At 0.2% G+C, this 17,500-nt stretch carries 1 protein-coding gene (only partly in view); it reads left to right on the top strand.

This entire window lies inside a single protein-coding gene on the top strand: locus QWY90_RS17700, encoding a hypothetical protein. The 20,523-nt coding sequence extends 2,022 nt beyond the window's left edge and 1,001 nt beyond its right edge, so the window shows coding positions 2,023-19,522, spanning codon 675 (complete) through codon 6,508 (partial); the first codon wholly inside the window starts at position 1. Both codon boundaries (start and stop) fall beyond the window edges.

The raw sequence follows: 17,500 nt of genomic DNA on the forward strand, positions 1-17,500 counted from the left end.
AAAAAAAAAAAAAAAAAAAAAAAAAAAAAAAAAAAAAAAAAAAAAAAAAAAAAAAAAAAAAAAAAAAAAAAAAAAAAAAAAAAAAAAAAAAAAAAAAAAAAAAAAAAAAAAAAAAAAAAAAAAAAAAAAAAAAAAAAAAAAAAAAAAAAAAAAAAAAAAAAAAAAAAAAAAAAAAAAAAAAAAAAAAAACAAAAAAAAAAAAAAAAAAAAAAAAAAAAAAAAAAAAAAAAAAAAAAAAAAAAAAAAAAAAAAAAAAAAAAAAAAAAAAAAAAAAAAAAAAAAAAAAAAAAAAAAAAAAAAAAAAAAAAAAAAAAAAAAAAAAAAAAAAAAAAAAAAAAAAAAAAAAAAAAAAAAAAAAAAAAAAAAAAAAAAAAAAAAAAAAAAAAAAAAAAAAAAAAAAAAAAAAAAAAAAAAAAAAAAAAAAAAAAAAAAAAAAAAAAAAAAAAAAAAAAAAAAAAAAAAAAAAAAAAAAAAAAAAAAAAAAAAAAAAAAAAAAAAAAAAAAAAAAAAAAAAAAAAAAAAAAAAAAAAAAAAAAAAAAAAAAAAAAAAAAAAAAAAAAAAAAAAAAAAAAAAAAAAAAAAAAAAAAAAAAAAAAAAAAAAAAAAAAAAAAAAAAAAAAAAAAAAAAAAAAAAAAAAAAAAAAAAAAAAAAAAAAAAAAAAAAAAAAAAAAAAAAAAAAAAAAAAAAAAAAAAAAAAAAAAAAAAAAAAAAAAAAAAAAAAAAAAAAAAAAAAAAAAAAAAAAAAAAAAAAAAAAAAAAAAAAAAAAAAAAAAAAAAAAAAAAAAAAAAAAAAAAAAAAAAAAAAAAAAAAAAAAAAAAAAAAAAAAAAAAAAAAAAAAAAAAAAAAAAAAAAAAAAAAAAAAAAAAAAAAAAAAAAAAAAAAAAAAAAAAAAAAAAAAAAAAAAAAAAAAAAAAAAAAAAAAAAAAAAAAAAAAAAAAAAAAAAAAAAAAAAAAAAAAAAAAAAAAAAAAAAAAAAAAAAAAAAAAAAAAAAAAAAAAAAAAAAAAAAAAAAAAAAAAAAAAAAAAAAAAAAAAAAAAAAAAAAAAAAAAAAAAAAAAAAAAAAAAAAAAAAAAAAAAAAAAAAAAAAAAAAAAAAAAAAAAAAAAAAAAAAAAAAAAAAAAAAAAAAAAAAAAAAAAAAAAAAAAAAAAAAAAAAAAAAAAAAAAAAAAAAAAAAAAAAAAAAAAAAAAAAAAAAAAAAAAAAAAAAAAAAAAAAAAAAAAAAAAAAAAAAAAAAAAAAAAAAAAAAAAAAAAAAAAAAAAAAAAAAAAAAAAAAAAAAAAAAAAAAAAAAAAAAAAAAAAAAAAAAAAAAAAAAAAAAAAAAAAAAAAAAAAAAAAAAAAAAAAAAAAAAAAAAAAAAAAAAAAAAAAAAAAAAAAAAAAAAAAAAAAAAAAAAAAAAAAAAAAAAAAAAAAAAAAAAAAAAAAAAAAAAAAAAAAAAAAAAAAAAAAAAAAAAAAAAAAAAAAAAAAAAAAAAAAAAAAAAAAAAAAAAAAAAAAAAAAAAAAAAAAAAAAAAAAAAAAAAAAAAAAAAAAAAAAAAAAAAAAAAAAAAAAAAAAAAAAAAAAAAAAAAAAAAAAAAAAAAAAAAAAAAAAAAAAAAAAAAAAAAAAAAAAAAAAAAAAAAAAAAAAAAAAAAAAAAAAAAAAAAAAAAAAAAAAAAAAAAAAAAAAAAAAAAAAAAAAAAAAAAAAAAAAAAAAAAAAAAAAAAAAAAAAAAAAAAAAAAAAAAAAAAAAAAAAAAAAAAAAAAAAAAAAAAAAAAAAAAAAAAAAAAAAAAAAAAAAAAAAAAAAAAAAAAAAAAAAAAAAAAAAAAAAAAAAAAAAAAAAAAAAAAAAAAAAAAAAAAAAAAAAAAAAAAAAAAAAAAAAAAAAAAAAAAAAAAAAAAAAAAAAAAAAAAAAAAAAAAAAAAAAAAAAAAAAAAAAAAAAAAAAAAAAAAAAAAAAAAAAAAAAAAAAAAAAAAAAAAAAAAAAAAAAAAAAAAAAAAAAAAAAAAAAAAAAAAAAAAACAAAAAAAAAAAAAAAAAAAAAAAAAAAAAAAAAAAAAAAAAAAAAAAAAAAAAAAAAAAAAAAAAAAAAAAAAAAAAAAAAAAAAAAAAAAAAAAAAAAAAAAAAAAAAAAAAAAAAAAAAAAAAAAAAAAAAAAAAAAAAAAAAAAAAAAAAAAAAAAAAAAAAAAAAAAAAAAAAAAAAAAAAAAAAAAAAAAAAAAAAAAAAAAAAAAAAAAAAAAAAAAAAAAAAAAAAAAAAAAAAAAAAAAAAAAAAAAAAAAAAAAAAAAAAAAAAAAAAAAAAAAAAAAAAAAAAAAAAAAAAAAAAAAAAAAAAAAAAAAAAAAAAAAAAAAAAAAAAAAAAAAAAAAAAAAAAAAAAAAAAAAAAAAAAAAAAAAAAAAAAAAAAAAAAAAAAAAAAAAAAAAAAAAAAAAAAAAAAAAAAAAAAAAAAAAAAAAAAAAAAAAAAAAAAAAAAAAAAAAAAAAAAAAAAAAAAAAAAAAAAAAAAAAAAAAAAAAAAAAAAAAAAAAAAAAAAAAAAAAAAAAAAAAAAAAAAAAAAAAAAAAAAAAAAAAAAAAAAAAAAAAAAAAAAAAAAAAAAAAAAAAAAAAAAAAAAAAAAAAAAAAAAAAAAAAAAAAAAAAAAAAAAAAAAAAAAAAAAAAAAAAAAAAAAAAAAAAAAAAAAAAAAAAAAAAAAAAAAAAAAAAAAAAAAAAAAAAAAAAAAAAAAAAAAAAAAAAAAAAAAAAAAAAAAAAAAAAAAAAAAAAAAAAAAAAAAAAAAAAAAAAAAAAAAAAAAAAAAAAAAAAAAAAAAAAAAAAAAAAAAAAAAAAAAAAAAAAAAAAAAAAAAAAAAAAAAAAAAAAAAAAAAAAAAAAAAAAAAAAAAAAAAAAAAAAAAAAAAAAAAAAAAAAAAAAAAAAAAAAAAAAAAAAAAAAAAAAAAAAAAAAAAAAAAAAAAAAAAAAAAAAAAAAAAAAAAAAAAAAAAAAAAAAAAAAAAAAAAAAAAAAAAAAAAAAAAAAAAAAAAAAAAAAAAAAAAAAAAAAAAAAAAAAAAAAAAAAAAAAAAAAAAAAAAAAAAAAAAAAAAAAAAAAAAAAAAAAAAAAAAAAAAAAAAAAAAAAAAAAAAAAAAAAAAAAAAAAAAAAAAAAAAAAAAAAAAAAAAAAAAAAAAAAAAAAAAAAAAAAAAAAAAAAAAAAAAAAAAAAAAAAAAAAAAAAAAAAAAAAAAAAAAAAAAAAAAAAAAAAAAAAAAAAAAAAAAAAAAAAAAAAAAAAAAAAAAAAAAAAAAAAAAAAAAAAAAAAAAAAAAAAAAAAAAAAAAAAAAAAAAAAAAAAAAAAAAAAAAAAAAAAAAAAAAAAAAAAAAAAAAAAAAAAAAAAAAAAAAAAAAAAAAAAAAAAAAAAAAAAAAAAAAAAAAAAAAAAAAAAAAAAAAAAAAAAAAAAAAAAAAAAAAAAAAAAAAAAAAAAAAAAAAAAAAAAAAAAAAAAAAAAAAAAAAAAAAAAAAAAAAAAAAAAAAAAAAAAAAAAAAAAAAAAAAAAAAAAAAAAAAAAAAAAAAAAAAAAAAAAAAAAAAAAAAAAAAAAAAAAAAAAAAAAAAAAAAAAAAAAAAAAAAAAAAAAAAAAAAAAAAAAAAAAAAAAAAAAAAAAAAAAAAAAAAAAAAAAAAAAAAAAAAAAAAAAAAAAAAAAAAAAAAAAAAAAAAAAAAAAAAAAAAAAAAAAAAAAAAAAAAAAAAAAAAAAAAAAAAAAAAAAAAAAAAAAAAAAAAAAAAAAAAAAAAAAAAAAAAAAAAAAAAAAAAAAAAAAAAAAAAAAAAAAAAAAAAAAAAAAAAAAAAAAAAAAAAAAAAAAAAAAAAAAAAAAAAAAAAAAAAAAAAAAAAAAAAAAAAAAAAAAAAAAAAAAAAAAAAAAAAAAAAAAAAAAAAAAAAAAAAAAAAAAAAAAAAAAAAAAAAAAAAAAAAAAAAAAAAAAAAAAAAAAAAAAAAAAAAAAAAAAAAAAAAAAAAAAAAAAAAAAAAAAAAAAAAAAAAAAAAAAAAAAAAAAAAAAAAAAAAAAAAAAAAAAAAAAAAAAAAAAAAAAAAAAAAAAAAAAAAAAAAAAAAAAAAAAAAAAAAAAAAAAAAAAAAAAAAAAAAAAAAAAAAAAAAAAAAAAAAAAAAAAAAAAAAAAAAAAAAAAAAAAAAAAAAAAAAAAAAAAAAAAAAAAAAAAAAAAAAAAAAAAAAAAAAAAAAAAAAAAAAAAAAAAAAAAAAAAAAAAAAAAAAAAAAAAAAAAAAAAAAAAAAAAAAAAAAAAAAAAAAAAAAAAAAAAAAAAAAAAAAAAAAAAAAAAAAAAAAAAAAAAAAAAAAAAAAAAAAAAAAAAAAAAAAAAAAAAAAAAAAAAAAAAAAAAAAAAAAAAAAAAAAAAAAAAAAAAAAAAAAAAAAAAAAAAAAAAAAAAAAAAAAAAAAAAAAAAAAAAAAAAAAAAAAAAAAAAAAAAAAAAAAAAAAAAAAAAAAAAAAAAAAAAAAAAAAAAAAAAAAAAAAAAAAAAAAAAAAAAAAAAAAAAAAAAAAAAAAAAAAAAAAAAAAAAAAAAAAAAAAAAAAAAAAAAAAAAAAAAAAAAAAAAAAAAAAAAAAAAAAAAAAAAAAAAAAAAAAAAAAAAAAAAAAAAAAAAAAAAAAAAAAAAAAAAAAAAAAAAAAAAAAAAAAAAAAAAAAAAAAAAAAAAAAAAAAAAAAAAAAAAAAAAAAAAAAAAAAAAAAAAAAAAAAAAAAAAAAAAAAAAAAAAAAAAAAAAAAAAAAAAAAAAAAAAAAAAAAAAAAAAAAAAAAAAAAAAAAAAAAAAAAAAAAAAAAAAAAAAAAAAAAAAAAAAAAAAAAAAAAAAAAAAAAAAAAAAAAAAAAAAAAAAAAAAAAAAAAAAAAAAAAAAAAAAAAAAAAAAAAAAAAAAAAAAAAAAAAAAAAAAAAAAAAAAAAAAAAAAAAAAAAAAAAAAAAAAAAAAAAAAAAAAAAAAAAAAAAAAAAAAAAAAAAAAAAAAAAAAAAAAAAAAAAAAAAAAAAAAAAAAAAAAAAAAAAAAAAAAAAAAAAAAAAAAAAAAAAAAAAAAAAAAAAAAAAAAAAAAAAAAAAAAAAAAAAAAAAAAAAAAAAAAAAAAAAAAAAAAAAAAAAAAAAAAAAAAAAAAAAAAAAAAAAAAAAAAAAAAAAAAAAAAAAAAAAAAAAAAAAAAAAAAAAAAAAAAAAAAAAAAAAAAAAAAAAAAAAAAAAAAAAAAAAAAAAAAAAAAAAAAAAAAAAAAAAAAAAAAAAAAAAAAAAAAAAAAAAAAAAAAAAAAAAAAAAAAAAAAAAAAAAAAAAAAAAAAAAAAAAAAAAAAAAAAAAAAAAAAAAAAAAAAAAAAAAAAAAAAAAAAAAAAAAAAAAAAAAAAAAAAAAAAAAAAAAAAAAAAAAAAAAAAAAAAAAAAAAAAAAAAAAAAAAAAAAAAAAAAAAAAAAAAAAAAAAAAAAAAAAAAAAAAAAAAAAAAAAAAAAAAAAAAAAAAAAAAAAAAAAAAAAAAAAAAAAAAAAAAAAAAAAAAAAAAAAAAAAAAAAAAAAAAAAAAAAAAAAAAAAAAAAAAAAAAAAAAAAAAAAAAAAAAAAAAAAAAAAAAAAAAAAAAAAAAAAAAAAAAAAAAAAAAAAAAAAAAAAAAAAAAAAAAAAAAAAAAAAAAAAAAAAAAAAAAAAAAAAAAAAAAAAAAAAAAAAAAAAAAAAAAAAAAAAAAAAAAAAAAAAAAAAAAAAAAAAAAAAAAAAAAAAAAAAAAAAAAAAAAAAAAAAAAAAAAAAAAAAAAAAAAAAAAAAAAAAAAAAAAAAAAAAAAAAAAAAAAAAAAAAAAAAAAAAAAAAAAAAAAAAAAAAAAAAAAAAAAAAAAAAAAAAAAAAAAAAAAAAAAAAAAAAAAAAAAAAAAAAAAAAAAAAAAAAAAAAAAAAAAAAAAAAAAAAAAAAAAAAAAAAAAAAAAAAAAAAAAAAAAAAAAAAAAAAAAAAAAAAAAAAAAAAAAAAAAAAAAAAAAAAAAAAAAAAAAAAAAAAAAAAAAAAAAAAAAAAAAAAAAAAAAAAAAAAAAAAAAAAAAAAAAAAAAAAAAAAAAAAAAAAAAAAAAAAAAAAAAAAAAAAAAAAAAAAAAAAAAAAAAAAAAAAAAAAAAAAAAAAAAAAAAAAAAAAAAAAAAAAAAAAAAAAAAACAAAAAAAAAAAAAAAAAAAAAAAAAAAAAAAAAAAAAAAAAAAAAAAAAAAAAAAAAAAAAAAAAAAAAAAAAAAAAAAAAAAAAAAAAAAAAAAAAAAAAAAAAAAAAAAAAAAAAAAAAAAAAAAAAAAAAAAAAAAAAAAAAAAAAAAAAAAAAAAAAAAAAAAAAAAAAAAAAAAAAAAAAAAAAAAAAAAAAAAAAAAAAAAAAAAAAAAAAAAAAAAAAAAAAAAAAAAAAAAAAAAAAAAAAAAAAAAAAAAAAAAAAAAAAAAAAAAAAAAAAAAAAAAAAAAAAAAAAAAAAAAAAAAAAAAAAAAAAAAAAAAAAAAAAAAAAAAAAAAAAAAAAAAAAAAAAAAAAAAAAAAAAAAAAAAAAAAAAAAAAAAAAAAAAAAAAAAAAAAAAAAAAAAAAAAAAAAAAAAAAAAAAAAAAAAAAAAAAAAAAAAAAAAAAAAAAAAAAAAAAAAAAAAAAAAAAAAAAAAAAAAAAAAAAAAAAAAAAAAAAAAAAAAAAAAAAAAAAAAAAAAAAAAAAAAAAAAAAAAAAAAAAAAAAAAAAAAAAAAAAAAAAAAAAAAAAAAAAAAAAAAAAAAAAAAAAAAAAAAAAAAAAAAAAAAAAAAAAAAAAAAAAAAAAAAAAAAAAAAAAAAAAAAAAAAAAAAAAAAAAAAAAAAAAAAAAAAAAAAAAAAAAAAAAAAAAAAAAAAAAAAAAAAAAAAAAAAAAAAAAAAAAAAAAAAAAAAAAAAAAAAAAAAAAAAAAAAAAAAAAAAAAAAAAAAAAAAAAAAAAAAAAAAAAAAAAAAAAAAAAAAAAAAAAAAAAAAAAAAAAAAAAAAAAAAAAAAAAAAAAAAAAAAAAAAAAAAAAAAAAAAAAAAAAAAAAAAAAAAAAAAAAAAAAAAAAAAAAAAAAAAAAAAAAAAAAAAAAAAAAAAAAAAAAAAAAAAAAAAAAAAAAAAAAAAAAAAAAAAAAAAAAAAAAAAAAAAAAAAAAAAAAAAAAAAAAAAAAAAAAAAAAAAAAAAAAAAAAAAAAAAAAAAAAAAAAAAAAAAAAAAAAAAAAAAAAAAAAAAAAAAAAAAAAACAAAAAAAAAAAAAAAAAAAAAAAAAAAAAAAAAAAAAAAAAAAAAAAAAAAAAAAAAAAAAAAAAAAAAAAAAAAAAAAAAAAAAAAAAAAAAAAAAAAAAAAAAAAAAAAAAAAAAAAAAAAAAAAAAAAAAAAAAAAAAAAAAAAAAAAAAAAAAAAAAAAAAAAAAAAAAAAAAAAAAAAAAAAAAAAAAAAAAAAAAAAAAAAAAAAAAAAAAAAAAAAAAAAAAAAAAAAAAAAAAAAAAAAAAAAAAAAAAAAAAAAAAAAAAAAAAAAAAAAAAAAAAAAAAAAAAAAAAAAAAAAAAAAAAAAAAAAAAAAAAAAAAAAAAAAAAAAAAAAAAAAAAAAAAAAAAAAAAAAAAAAAAAAAAAAAAAAAAAAAAAAAAAAAAAAAAAAAAAAAAAAAAAAAAAAAAAAAAAAAAAAAAAAAAAAAAAAAAAAAAAAAAAAAAAAAAAAAAAAAAAAAAAAAAAAAAAAAAAAAAAAAAAAAAAAAAAAAAAAAAAAAAAAAAAAAAAAAAAAAAAAAAAAAAAAAAAAAAAAAAAAAAAAAAAAAAAAAAAAAAAAAAAAAAAAAAAAAAAAAAAAAAAAAAAAAAAAAAAAAAAAAAAAAAAAAAAAAAAAAAAAAAAAAAAAAAAAAAAAAAAAAAAAAAAAAAAAAAAAAAAAAAAAAAAAAAAAAAAAAAAACAAAAAAAAAAAAAAAAAAAAAAAAAAAAAAAAAAAAAAAAAAAAAAAAAAAAAAAAAAAAAAAAAAAAAAAAAAAAAAAAAAAAAAAAAAAAAAAAAAAAAAAAAAAAAAAAAAAAAAAAAAAAAAAAAAAAAAAAAAAAAAAAAAAAAAAAAAAAAAAAAAAAAAAAAAAAAAAAAAAAAAAAAAAAAAAAAAAAAAAAAAAAAAAAAAAAAAAAAAAAAAAAAAAAAAAAAAAAAAAAAAAAAAAAAAAAAAAAAAAAAAAAAAAAAAAAAAAAAAAAAAAAAAAAAAAAAAAAAAAAAAAAAAAAAAAAAAAAAAAAAAAAAAAAAAAAAAAAAAAAAAAAAAAAAAAAAAAAAAAAAAAAAAAAAAAAAAAAAAAAAAAAAAAAAAAAAAAAAAAAAAAAAAAAAAAAAAAAAAAAAAAAAAAAAAAAAAAAAAAAAAAAAAAAAAAAAAAAAAAAAAAAAAAAAAAAAAAAAAAAAAAAAAAAAAAAAAAAAAAAAAAAAAAAAAAAAAAAAAAAAAAAAAAAAAAAAAAAAAAAAAAAAAAAAAAAAAAAAAAAAAAAAAAAAAAAAAAAAAAAAAAAAAAAAAAAAAAAAAAAAAAAAAAAAAAAAAAAAAAAAAAAAAAAAAAAAAAAAAAAAAAAAAAAAAAAAAAAAAAAAAAAAAAAAAAAAAAAAAAAAAAAAAAAAAAAAAAAAAAAAAAAAAAAAAAAAAAAAAAAAAAAAAAAAAAAAAAAAAAAAAAAAAAAAAAAAAAAAAAAAAAAAAAAAAAAAAAAAAAAAAAAAAAAAAAAAAAAAAAAAAAAAAAAAAAAAAAAAAAAAAAAAAAAAAAAAAAAAAAAAAAAAAAAAAAAAAAAAAAAAAAAAAAAAAAAAAAAAAAAAAAAAAAAAAAAAAAAAAAAAAAAAAAAAAAAAAAAAAAAAAAAAAAAAAAAAAAAAAAAAAAAAAAAAAAAAAAAAAAAAAAAAAAAAAAAAAAAAAAAAAAAAAAAAAAAAAAAAAAAAAAAAAAAAAAAAAAAAAAAAAAAAAAAAAAAAAAAAAAAAAAAAAAAAAAAAAAAAAAAAAAAAAAAAAAAAAAAAAAAAAAAAAAAAAAAAAAAAAAAAAAAAAAAAAAAAAAAAAAAAAAAAAAAAAAAAAAAAAAAAAAAAAAAAAAAAAAAAAAAAAAAAAAAAAAAAAAAAAAAAAAAAAAAAAAAAAAAAAAAAAAAAAAAAAAAAAAAAAAAAAAAAAAAAAAAAAAAAAAAAAAAAAAAAAAAAAAAAAAAAAAAAAAAAAAAAAAAAAAAAAAAAAAAAAAAAAAAAAAAAAAAAAAAAAAAAAAAAAAAAAAAAAAAAAAAAAAAAAAAAAAAAAAAAAAAAAAAAAAAAAAAAAAAAAAAAAAAAAAAAAAAAAAAAAAAAAAAAAAAAAAAAAAAAAAAAAAAAAAAAAAAAAAAAAAAAAAAAAAAAAAAAAAAAAAAAAAAAAAAAAAAAAAAAAAAAAAAAAAAAAAAAAAAAAAAAAAAAAAAAAAAAAAAAAAAAAAAAAAAAAAAAAAAAAAAAAAAAAAAAAAAAAAAAAAAAAAAAAAAAAAAAAAAAAAAAAAAAAAAAAAAAAAAAAAAAAAAAAAAAAAAAAAAAAAAAAAAAAAAAAAAAAAAAAAAAAAAAAAAAAAAAAAAAAAAAAAAAAAAAAAAAAAAAAAAAAAAAAAAAAAAAAAAAAAAAAAAAAAAAAAAAAAAAAAAAAAAAAAAAAAAAAAAAAAAAAAAAAAAAAAAAAAAAAAAAAAAAAAAAAAAAAAAAAAAAAAAAAAAAAAAAAAAAAAAAAAAAAAAAAAAAAAAAAAAAAAAAAAAAAAAAAAAAAAAAAAAAAAAAAAAAAAAAAAAAAAAAAAAAAAAAAAAAAAAAAAAAAAAAAAAAAAAAAAAAAAAAAAAAAAAAAAAAAAAAAAAAAAAAAAAAAAAAAAAAAAAAAAAAAAAAAAAAAAAAAAAAAAAAAAAAAAAAAAAAAAAAAAAAAAAAAAAAAAAAAAAAAAAAAAAAAAAAAAAAAAAAAAAAAAAAAAAAAAAAAAAAAAAAAAAAAAAAAACAAAAAAAAAAAAAAAAAAAAAAAAAAAAAAAAAAAAAAAAAAAAAAAAAAAAAAAAAAAAAAAAAAAAAAAAAAAAAAAAAAAAAAAAAAAAAAAAAAAAAAAAAAAAAAAAAAAAAAAAAAAAAAAAAAAAAAAAAAAAAAAAAAAAAAAAAAAAACAAAAAAAAAAAAAAAAAAAAAAAAAAAAAAAAAAAAAAAAAAAAAAAAAAAAAAAAAAAAAAAAAAAAAAAAAAAAAAAAAAAAAAAAAAAAAAAAAAAAAAAAAAAAAAAAAAAAAAAAAAAAAAAAAAAAAAAAAAAAAAAAAAAAAAAAAAAAAAAAAAAAAAAAAAAAAAAAAAAAAAAAAAAAAAAAAAAAAAAAAAAAAAAAAAAAAAAAAAAAAAAAAAAAAAAAAAAAAAAAAAAAAAAAAAAAAAAAAAAAAAAAAAAAAAAAAAAAAAAAAAAAAAAAAAAAAAAAAAAAAAAAAAAAAAAAAAAAAAAAAATAAAAAAAAAAAAAAAAAAAAAAAAAAAAAAAAAAAAAAAAAAAAAAAAAAAAAAAAAAAAAAAAAAAAAAAAAAAAAAAAAAAAAAAAAAAAAAAAAAAAAAAAAAAAAAAAAAAAAAAAAAAAAAAAAAAAAAAAAAAAAAAAAAAAAAAAAAAAAAAAAAAAAAAAAAAAAAAAAAAAAAAAAAAAAAAAAAAAAAAAAAAAAAAAAAAAAAAAAAAAAAAAAAAAAAAAAAAAAAAAAAAAAAAAAAAAAAAAAAAAAAAAAAAAAAAAAAAAAAAAAAAAAAAAAAAAAAAAAAAAAAAAAAAAAAAAAAAAAAAAAAAAAAAAAAAAAAAAAAAAAAAAAAAAAAAAAAAAAAAAAAAAAAAAAAAAAAAAAAAAAAAAAAAAAAAAAAAAAAAAAAAAAAAAAAAAAAAAAAAAAAAAAAAAAAAAAAAAAAAAAAAAAAAAAAAAAAAAAAAAAAAAAAAAAAAAAAAAAAAAAAAAAAAAAAAAAAAAAAAAAAAAAAAAAAAAAAAAAAAAAAAAAAAAAAAAAAAAAAAAAAAAAACAAAAAAAAAAAAAAAAAAAAAAAAAAAAAAAAAAAAAAAAAAAAAAAAAAAAAAAAAAAAAAAAAAAAAAAAAAAAAAAAAAAAAAAAAAAAAAAAAAAAAAAAAAAAAAAAAAAAAAAAAAAAAAAAAAAAAAAAAAAAAAAAAAAAAAAAAAAAAAAAAAAAAAAAAAAAAAAAAAAAAAAAAAAAAAAAAAAAAAAAAAAAAAAAAAAAAAAAAAAAAAAAAAAAAAAAAAAAAAAAAAAAAAAAAAAAAAAAAAAAAAAAAAAAAAAAAAAAAAAAAAAAAAAAAAAAAAAAAAAAAAAAAAAAAAAAAAAAAAAAAAAAAAAAAAAAAAAAAAAAAAAAAAAAAAAAAAAAAAAAAAAAAAAAAAAAAAAAAAAAAAAAAAAAAAAAAAAAAAAAAAAAAAAAAAAAAAAAAAAAAAAAAAAAAAAAAAAAAAAAAAAAAAAAAAAAAAAAAAAAAAAAAAAAAAAAAAAAAAAAAAAAAAAAAAAAAAAAAAAAAAAAAAAAAAAAAAAAAAAAAAAAAAAAAAAAAAAAAAAAAAAAAAAAAAAAAAAAAAAAAAAAAAAAAAAAAAAAAAAAAAAAAAAAAAAAAAAAAAAAAAAAAAAAAAAAAAAAAAAAAAAAAAAAAAAAAAAAAAAAAAAAAAAAAAAAAAAAAAAAAAAAAAAAAAAAAAAAAAAAAAAAAAAAAAAAAAAAAAAAAAAAAAAAAAAAAAAAAAAAAAAAAAAAAAAAAAAAAAAAAAAAAAAAAAAAAAAAAAAAAAAAAAAAAAAAAAAAAAAAAAAAAAAAAAAAAAAAAAAAAAAAAAAAAAAAAAAAAAAAAAAAAAAAAAAAAAAAAAAAAAAAAAAAAAAAAAAAAAAAAAAAAAAAAAAAAAAAAAAAAAAAAAAAAAAAAAAAAAAAAAAAAAAAAAAAAAAAAAAAAAAAAAAAAAAAAAAAAAAAAAAAAAAAAAAAAAAAAAAAAAAAAAAAAAAAAAAAAAAAAAAAAAAAAAAAAAAAAAAAAAAAAAAAAAAAAAAAAAAAAAAAAAAAAAAAAAAAAAAAAAAAAAAAAAAAAAAAAAAAAAAAAAAAAAAAAAAAAAAAAAAAAAAAAAAAAAAAAAAAAAAAAAAAAAAAAAAAAAAAAAAAAAAAAAAAAAAAAAAAAAAAAAAAAAAAAAAAAAAAAAAAAAAAAAAAAAAAAAAAAAAAAAAAAAAAAAAAAAAAAAAAAAAAAAAAAAAAAAAAAAAAAAAAAAAAAAAAAAAAAAAAAAAAAAAAAAAAAAAAAAAAAAAAAAAAAAAAAAAAAAAAAAAAAAAAAAAAAAAAAAAAAAAAAAAAAAAAAAAAAAAAAAAAAAAAAAAAAAAAAAAAAAAAAAAAAAAAAAAAAAAAAAAAAAAAAAAAAAAAAAAAAAAAAAAAAAAAAAAAAAAAAAAAAAAAAAAAAAAAAAAAAAAAAAAAAAAAAAAAAAAAAAAAAAAAAAAAAAAAAAAAAAAAAAAAAAAAAAAAAAAAAAAAAAAAAAAAAAAAAAAAAAAAAAAAAAAAAAAAAAAAAAAAAAAAAAAAAAAAAAAAAAAAAAAAAAAAAAAAAAAAAAAAAAAAAAAAAAAAAAAAAAAAAAAAAAAAAAAAAAAAAAAAAAAAAAAAAAAAAAAAAAAAAAAAAAAAAAAAAAAAAAAAAAAAAAAAAAAAAAAAAAAAAAAAAAACAAAAAAAAAAAAAAAAAAAAAAAAAAAAAAAAAAAAAAAAAAAAAAAAAAAAAAAAAAAAAAAAAAAAAAAAAAAAAAAAAAAAAAAAAAAAAAAAAAAAAAAAAAAAAAAAAAAAAAAAAAAAAAAAAAAAAAAAAAAAAAAAAAAAAAAAAACAAAAAAAAAAAAAAAAAAAAAAAAAAAAAAAAAAAAAAAAAAAAAAAAAAAAAAAAAAAAAAAAAAAAAAAAAAAAAAAAAAAAAAAAAAAAAAAAAAAAAAAAAAAAAAAAAAAAAAAAAAAAAAAAAAAAAAAAAAAAAAAAAAAAAAAAAAAAAAAAAAAAAAAAAAAAAAAAAAAAAAAAAAAAAAAAAAAAAAAAAAAAAAAAAAAACAAAAAAAAAAAAAAAAAAAAAAAAAAAAAAAAAAAAAAAAAAAAAAAAAAAAAAAAAAAAAAAAAAAAAAAAAAAAAAAAAAAAAAAAAAAAAAAAAAAAAAAAAAAAAAAAAAAAAAAAAAAAAAAAAAAAAAAAAAAAAAAAAAAAAAAAAAAAAAAAAAAAAAAAAAAAAAAAAAAAAAAAAAAAAAAAAAAAAAAAAAAAAAAAAAAAAAAAAAAAAAAAAAAAAAAAAAAAAAAAAAAAAAAAAAAAAAAAAAAAAAAAAAAAAAAAAAAAAAAAAAAAAAAAAAAAAAAAAAAAAAAAAAAAAAAAAAAAAAAAAAAAAAAAAAAAAAAAAAAAAAAAAAAAAAAAAAAAAAAAAAAAAAAAAAAAAAAAAAAAAAAAAAAAAAAAAAAAAAAAAAAAAAAAAAAAAAAAAAAAAAAAAAAAAAAAAAAAAAAAAAAAAAAAAAAAAAAAAAAAAAAAAAAAAAAAAAAAAAAAAAAAAAAAAAAAAAAAAAAAAAAAAAAAAAAAAAAAAAAAAAAAAAAAAAAAAAAAAAAAAAAAAAAAAAAAAAAAAAAAAAAAAAAAAAAAAAAAAAAAAAAAAAAAAAAAAAAAAAAAAAAAAAAAAAAAAAAAAAAAAAAAAAAAAAAAAAAAAAAACAAAAAAAAAAAAAAAAAAAAAAAAAAAAAAAAAAAAAAAAAAAAAAAAAAAAAAAAAAAACAAAAAAAAAAAAAAAACACAAAAAAAAAAAAAAAAAAAAAAAAAAAAAAAAAAAAAAAAAAAAAAAAAAAAAAAAAAAAAAAAAAAAAAAAAAAAAAAAAAAAAAAAAAAAAAAAAAAAAAAAAAAAAAAAAAAAAAAAAAAAAAAAAAAAAAAAAAAAAAAAAAAAAAAAAAAAAAAAAAAAAAAAAAAAAAAAAAAAAAAAAAAAAAAAAAAAAAAAAAAAAAAAAAAAAAAAAAAAAAAAAAAAAAAAAAAAAAAAAAAAAAAAAAAAAAAAAAAAAAAAAAAAAAAAAAAAAAAAAAAAAAAAAAAAAAAAAAAAAAAAAAAAAAAAAAAAAAAAAAAAAAAAAAAAAAAAAAAAAAAAAAAAAAAAAAAAAAAAAAAAAAAAAAAAAAAAAAAAAAAAAAAAAAAAAAAAAAAAAAAAAAAAAAAAAAAAAAAAAAAAAAAAAAAAAAAAAAAAAAAAAAACAAAAAAAAAAAAAAAAAAAAAAAAAAAAAAAAAAAAAAAAAAAAAAAAAAAAAAAAAAAAAAAAAAAAAAAAAAAAAAAAAAAAAAAAAAAAAAAAAAAAAAAAAAAAAAAAAAAAAAAAAAAAAAAAAAAAAAAAAAAAAAAAAAAAAAAAAAAAAAAAAAAAAAAAAAAAAAAAAAAAAAAAAAAAAAAAAAAAAAAAAAAAAAAAAAAAAAACAAAAAAAAAAAAAAAAAAAAAAAAAAAAAAAAAAAAAAAAAAAAAAAAAAAAAAAAAAAAAAAAAAAAAAAAAAAAAAAAAAAAAAAAAAAAAAAAAAAAAAAAAAAAAAAAAAAAAAAAAAAAAAAAAAAAAAAAAAAAAAAAAAAAAAAAAAAAAAAAAAAAAAAAAAAAAAAAAAAAAAAAAAAAAAAAAAAAAAAAAAAAAAAAAAAAAAAAAAAAAAAAAAAAAAAAAAAAAAAAAAAAAAAAAAAAAAAAAAAAAAAAAAAAAAAAAAAAAAAAAAAAAAAAAAAAAAAAAAAAAAAAAAAAAAAAAAAAAAAAAAAAAAAAAAAAAAAAAAAAAAAAAAAAAAAAAAAAAAAAAAAAAAAAAAAAAAAAAAAAAAAAAAAAAAAAACAAAAAAAAAAAAAAAAAAAAAAAAAAAAAAAAAAAAAAAAAAAAAAAAAAAAAAAAAAAAAAAAAAAAAAAAAAAAAAAGAAAAAAAAAAAAAAAAAAAAAAAAAAAAAAAAAAAAAAAAAAAAAAAAAAAAAAAAAAAAAAAAAAAAAAAAAAAAAAAAAAAAAAAAAAAAAAAAAAAAAAAAAAAAAAAAAAAAAAAAAAAAAAAAAAAAAAAAAAAAAAAAAAAAAAAAAAAAAAAAAAAAAAAAAAAAAAAAAAAAAAAAAAAAAAAAAAAAAAAAAAAAAAAAAAAAAAAAAAAAAAAAAAAAAAAAAAAAAAAAAAAAAAAAAAAAAAAAAAAAAAAAAAAAAAAAAAAAAAAAAAAAAAAAAAAAAAAAAAAAAAAAAAAAAAAAAAAAAAAAAAAAAAGAAAAAAAAAAAAAAAAAAAAAAAAAAAAAAAAAAAAAAAAAAAACAAAAAAAAAAAAAAAAAAAAAAAAAAAAAAAAAAAAAAAAAAAAAAAAAAAAAAAAAAAAAAAAAAAAAAAAAAAAAAAAAAAAAAAAAAAAAAAAAAAAAAAAAAAAAAAAAAAAAAAAAAAAAAAAAAAAAAAAAAAAAAAAAAAAAAAAAAAAAAAAAAAAAAAAAAAAAAAAAAAAAAAAAAACAAAAAAAAAAAAAAAAAAAAAAAAAAAAAAAAAAAAAAAAAAAAAAAAAAAAAAAAAAAAAAAAAAAAAAAAAAAAAAAAAAAAAAAAAAAAAAAAAAAAAAAAAAAAAAAAAAAAAAAAAAAAAAAAAAAAAAAAAAAAAAAAAAAAAAAAAAAAAAAAAAAAAAAAAAAAAAAAAAAAAAAAAAAAAAAAAAAAAAAAAAAAAAAAAAAAAAAAAAAAAAAAAAAAAAAAAAAAAAAAAAACAAAAAAAAAAAAAAAAAAAAAAAAAAAAAAAAAAAAAAAAAAAAAAAAAAAAAAAAAAAAAAAAAAAAAAAAAAAAAAAAAAAAAAAAAAAAAAAAAAAAAAAAAAAAAAAAAAAAAAAAAAAAAAAAAAAAAAAAAAAAAAAAAAAAAAAAAAAAAAAAAAAAAAAAAAAAAAAAAAAAAAAAAAAAAAAAAAAAAAAAAAAAAAAAAAAAAAAAAAAAAAAAAAAAAAAAAAAAAAAAAAAAAAAAAAAAAAAAAAAAAAAAAAAAACAAAAAAAAAAAAAAAAAAAAAAAAAAAAAAAAAAAAAAAAAAAAAAAAAAAAAAAAAAAAAAAAAAAAAAAAAAAAAAAAAAAAAAAAAAAAAAAAAAAAAAAAAAAAAAAAAAAAAAAAAAAAAAAAAAAAAAAAAAAAAAAAAAAAAAAAAAAAAAAAAAAAAAAAAAAAAAAAAAAAAAAAAAAAAAAAAAGAAAAAAAAAAAAAAAAAAAAAAAAAAAAAAAAAAAAAAAAAAACAAAAAAAAAAAAAAAAAAAAAAAAAAAAAAAAAAAAAAAAAAAAAAAAAAAAAAAAAAAAAAAAAAAAAAAAAAAAAAAAAAAAAAAAAAAAAAAAAAAAAAAAAAAAAAAAAAAAAAAAAAAAAAAAAAAAAAAAAAAAAAAAAAAAAAAAAAAAAAAAAAAAAAAAAAAAAAAAAAAAAAAACAAAAAAAAAAAAAAAAAAAAAAAAAAAAAAAAAAAAAAAAAAAAAAAAAAAAAAAAAAAAAAAAAAAAAAAAAAAAAAAAAAAAAAAAAAAAAAAAAAACAAAAAAAAAAAAAAAAAAAAAAAAAAAAAAAAAAAAAAAAAAAAAAAAAAAAAAAAAAAAAAAAAAAAAAAAAAAAAAAAAAAAAAAAAAAAAAAAAAAAAAAAAGAAAAAAAAAAAAAAAAAAAAAAAAAAAAAAAAAAAAAAAAAAAAAAAAAAAAAAAAAAAAAAAAAAAAAAAAAACAAAAAAAAAAAAAAAAAAAAAAAAAAAAAAAAAAAAAAAAAAAAAAAAAAAAAAAAAAAAAAAAAAAAAAAAAAAAAAAAAAAAAAAAAAAAAAAAAAAAAAAAAAAAAAAAAAAAAAAAAAAAAAAAAACAAAAAAAAAAAAAAAAAAAAAAAAAAAAAAAAAAAAAAAAAAAAAAAAAAAAAAAAAAAAAAAAAAAAAAAAAAAAAAAAAAAAAAAAAAAAAAAAAAAAAAAAAAAAAAAAACAAAAAAAAAAAAAAAAAAAAAAAAAAAAAAAAAAAAAAAAAAAAAAAAAAAAAAAAAAAAAAAAAAAAAAAAAAAAAAAAAAAAAAAAAAAAAAAAAAAAAAAAAAAAAAAAAAAAAAAAAAAAAAAAAAAAAAAAAAAAAAAAAAAAAAAAAAAAAAAAAAAAAAAAAAAAAAAAAAAAAAAAAAAAAAAAAAACAAAAAAAAAAAAAAAAAAAAAAAAAAAAAAAAAAAAAAAAAAAAAAAAAAAAAAAAAAAAAAAAAAAAAAAAAAAAAAAAAGAAAAAAAAAAAAAAAAAAAAAAAAAAAAAAAAAAAAAAAAAAAAAAAAAAAAAAAAAAAAAACAAAAAAAAAAAAAAAAAAAAAAAAAAAAAAAAAAAAAAAAAAAAAAAAAAAAAAAAAAAAAAAAAAAAAAAAAAACAAAAAAAAAAAAAAAAAAAAAAAAAAAAAAAAAAAAAAAAAAAAAAAAAAAAAAAAAAAAAAAAAAAAAAAAAAAAAAAAAAAAAAAAAAAAAAAAAAAAAAAAAAAAAAAAAAAAAAAAAAAAAAAAAAACAAAAAAAAAAAAAAAAAAAAAAAAAAAA

This window comes from Flavobacterium paronense, from assembly GCF_030409795.1.
Classification (GTDB): domain Bacteria; phylum Bacteroidota; class Bacteroidia; order Flavobacteriales; family Flavobacteriaceae; genus Flavobacterium; species Flavobacterium paronense.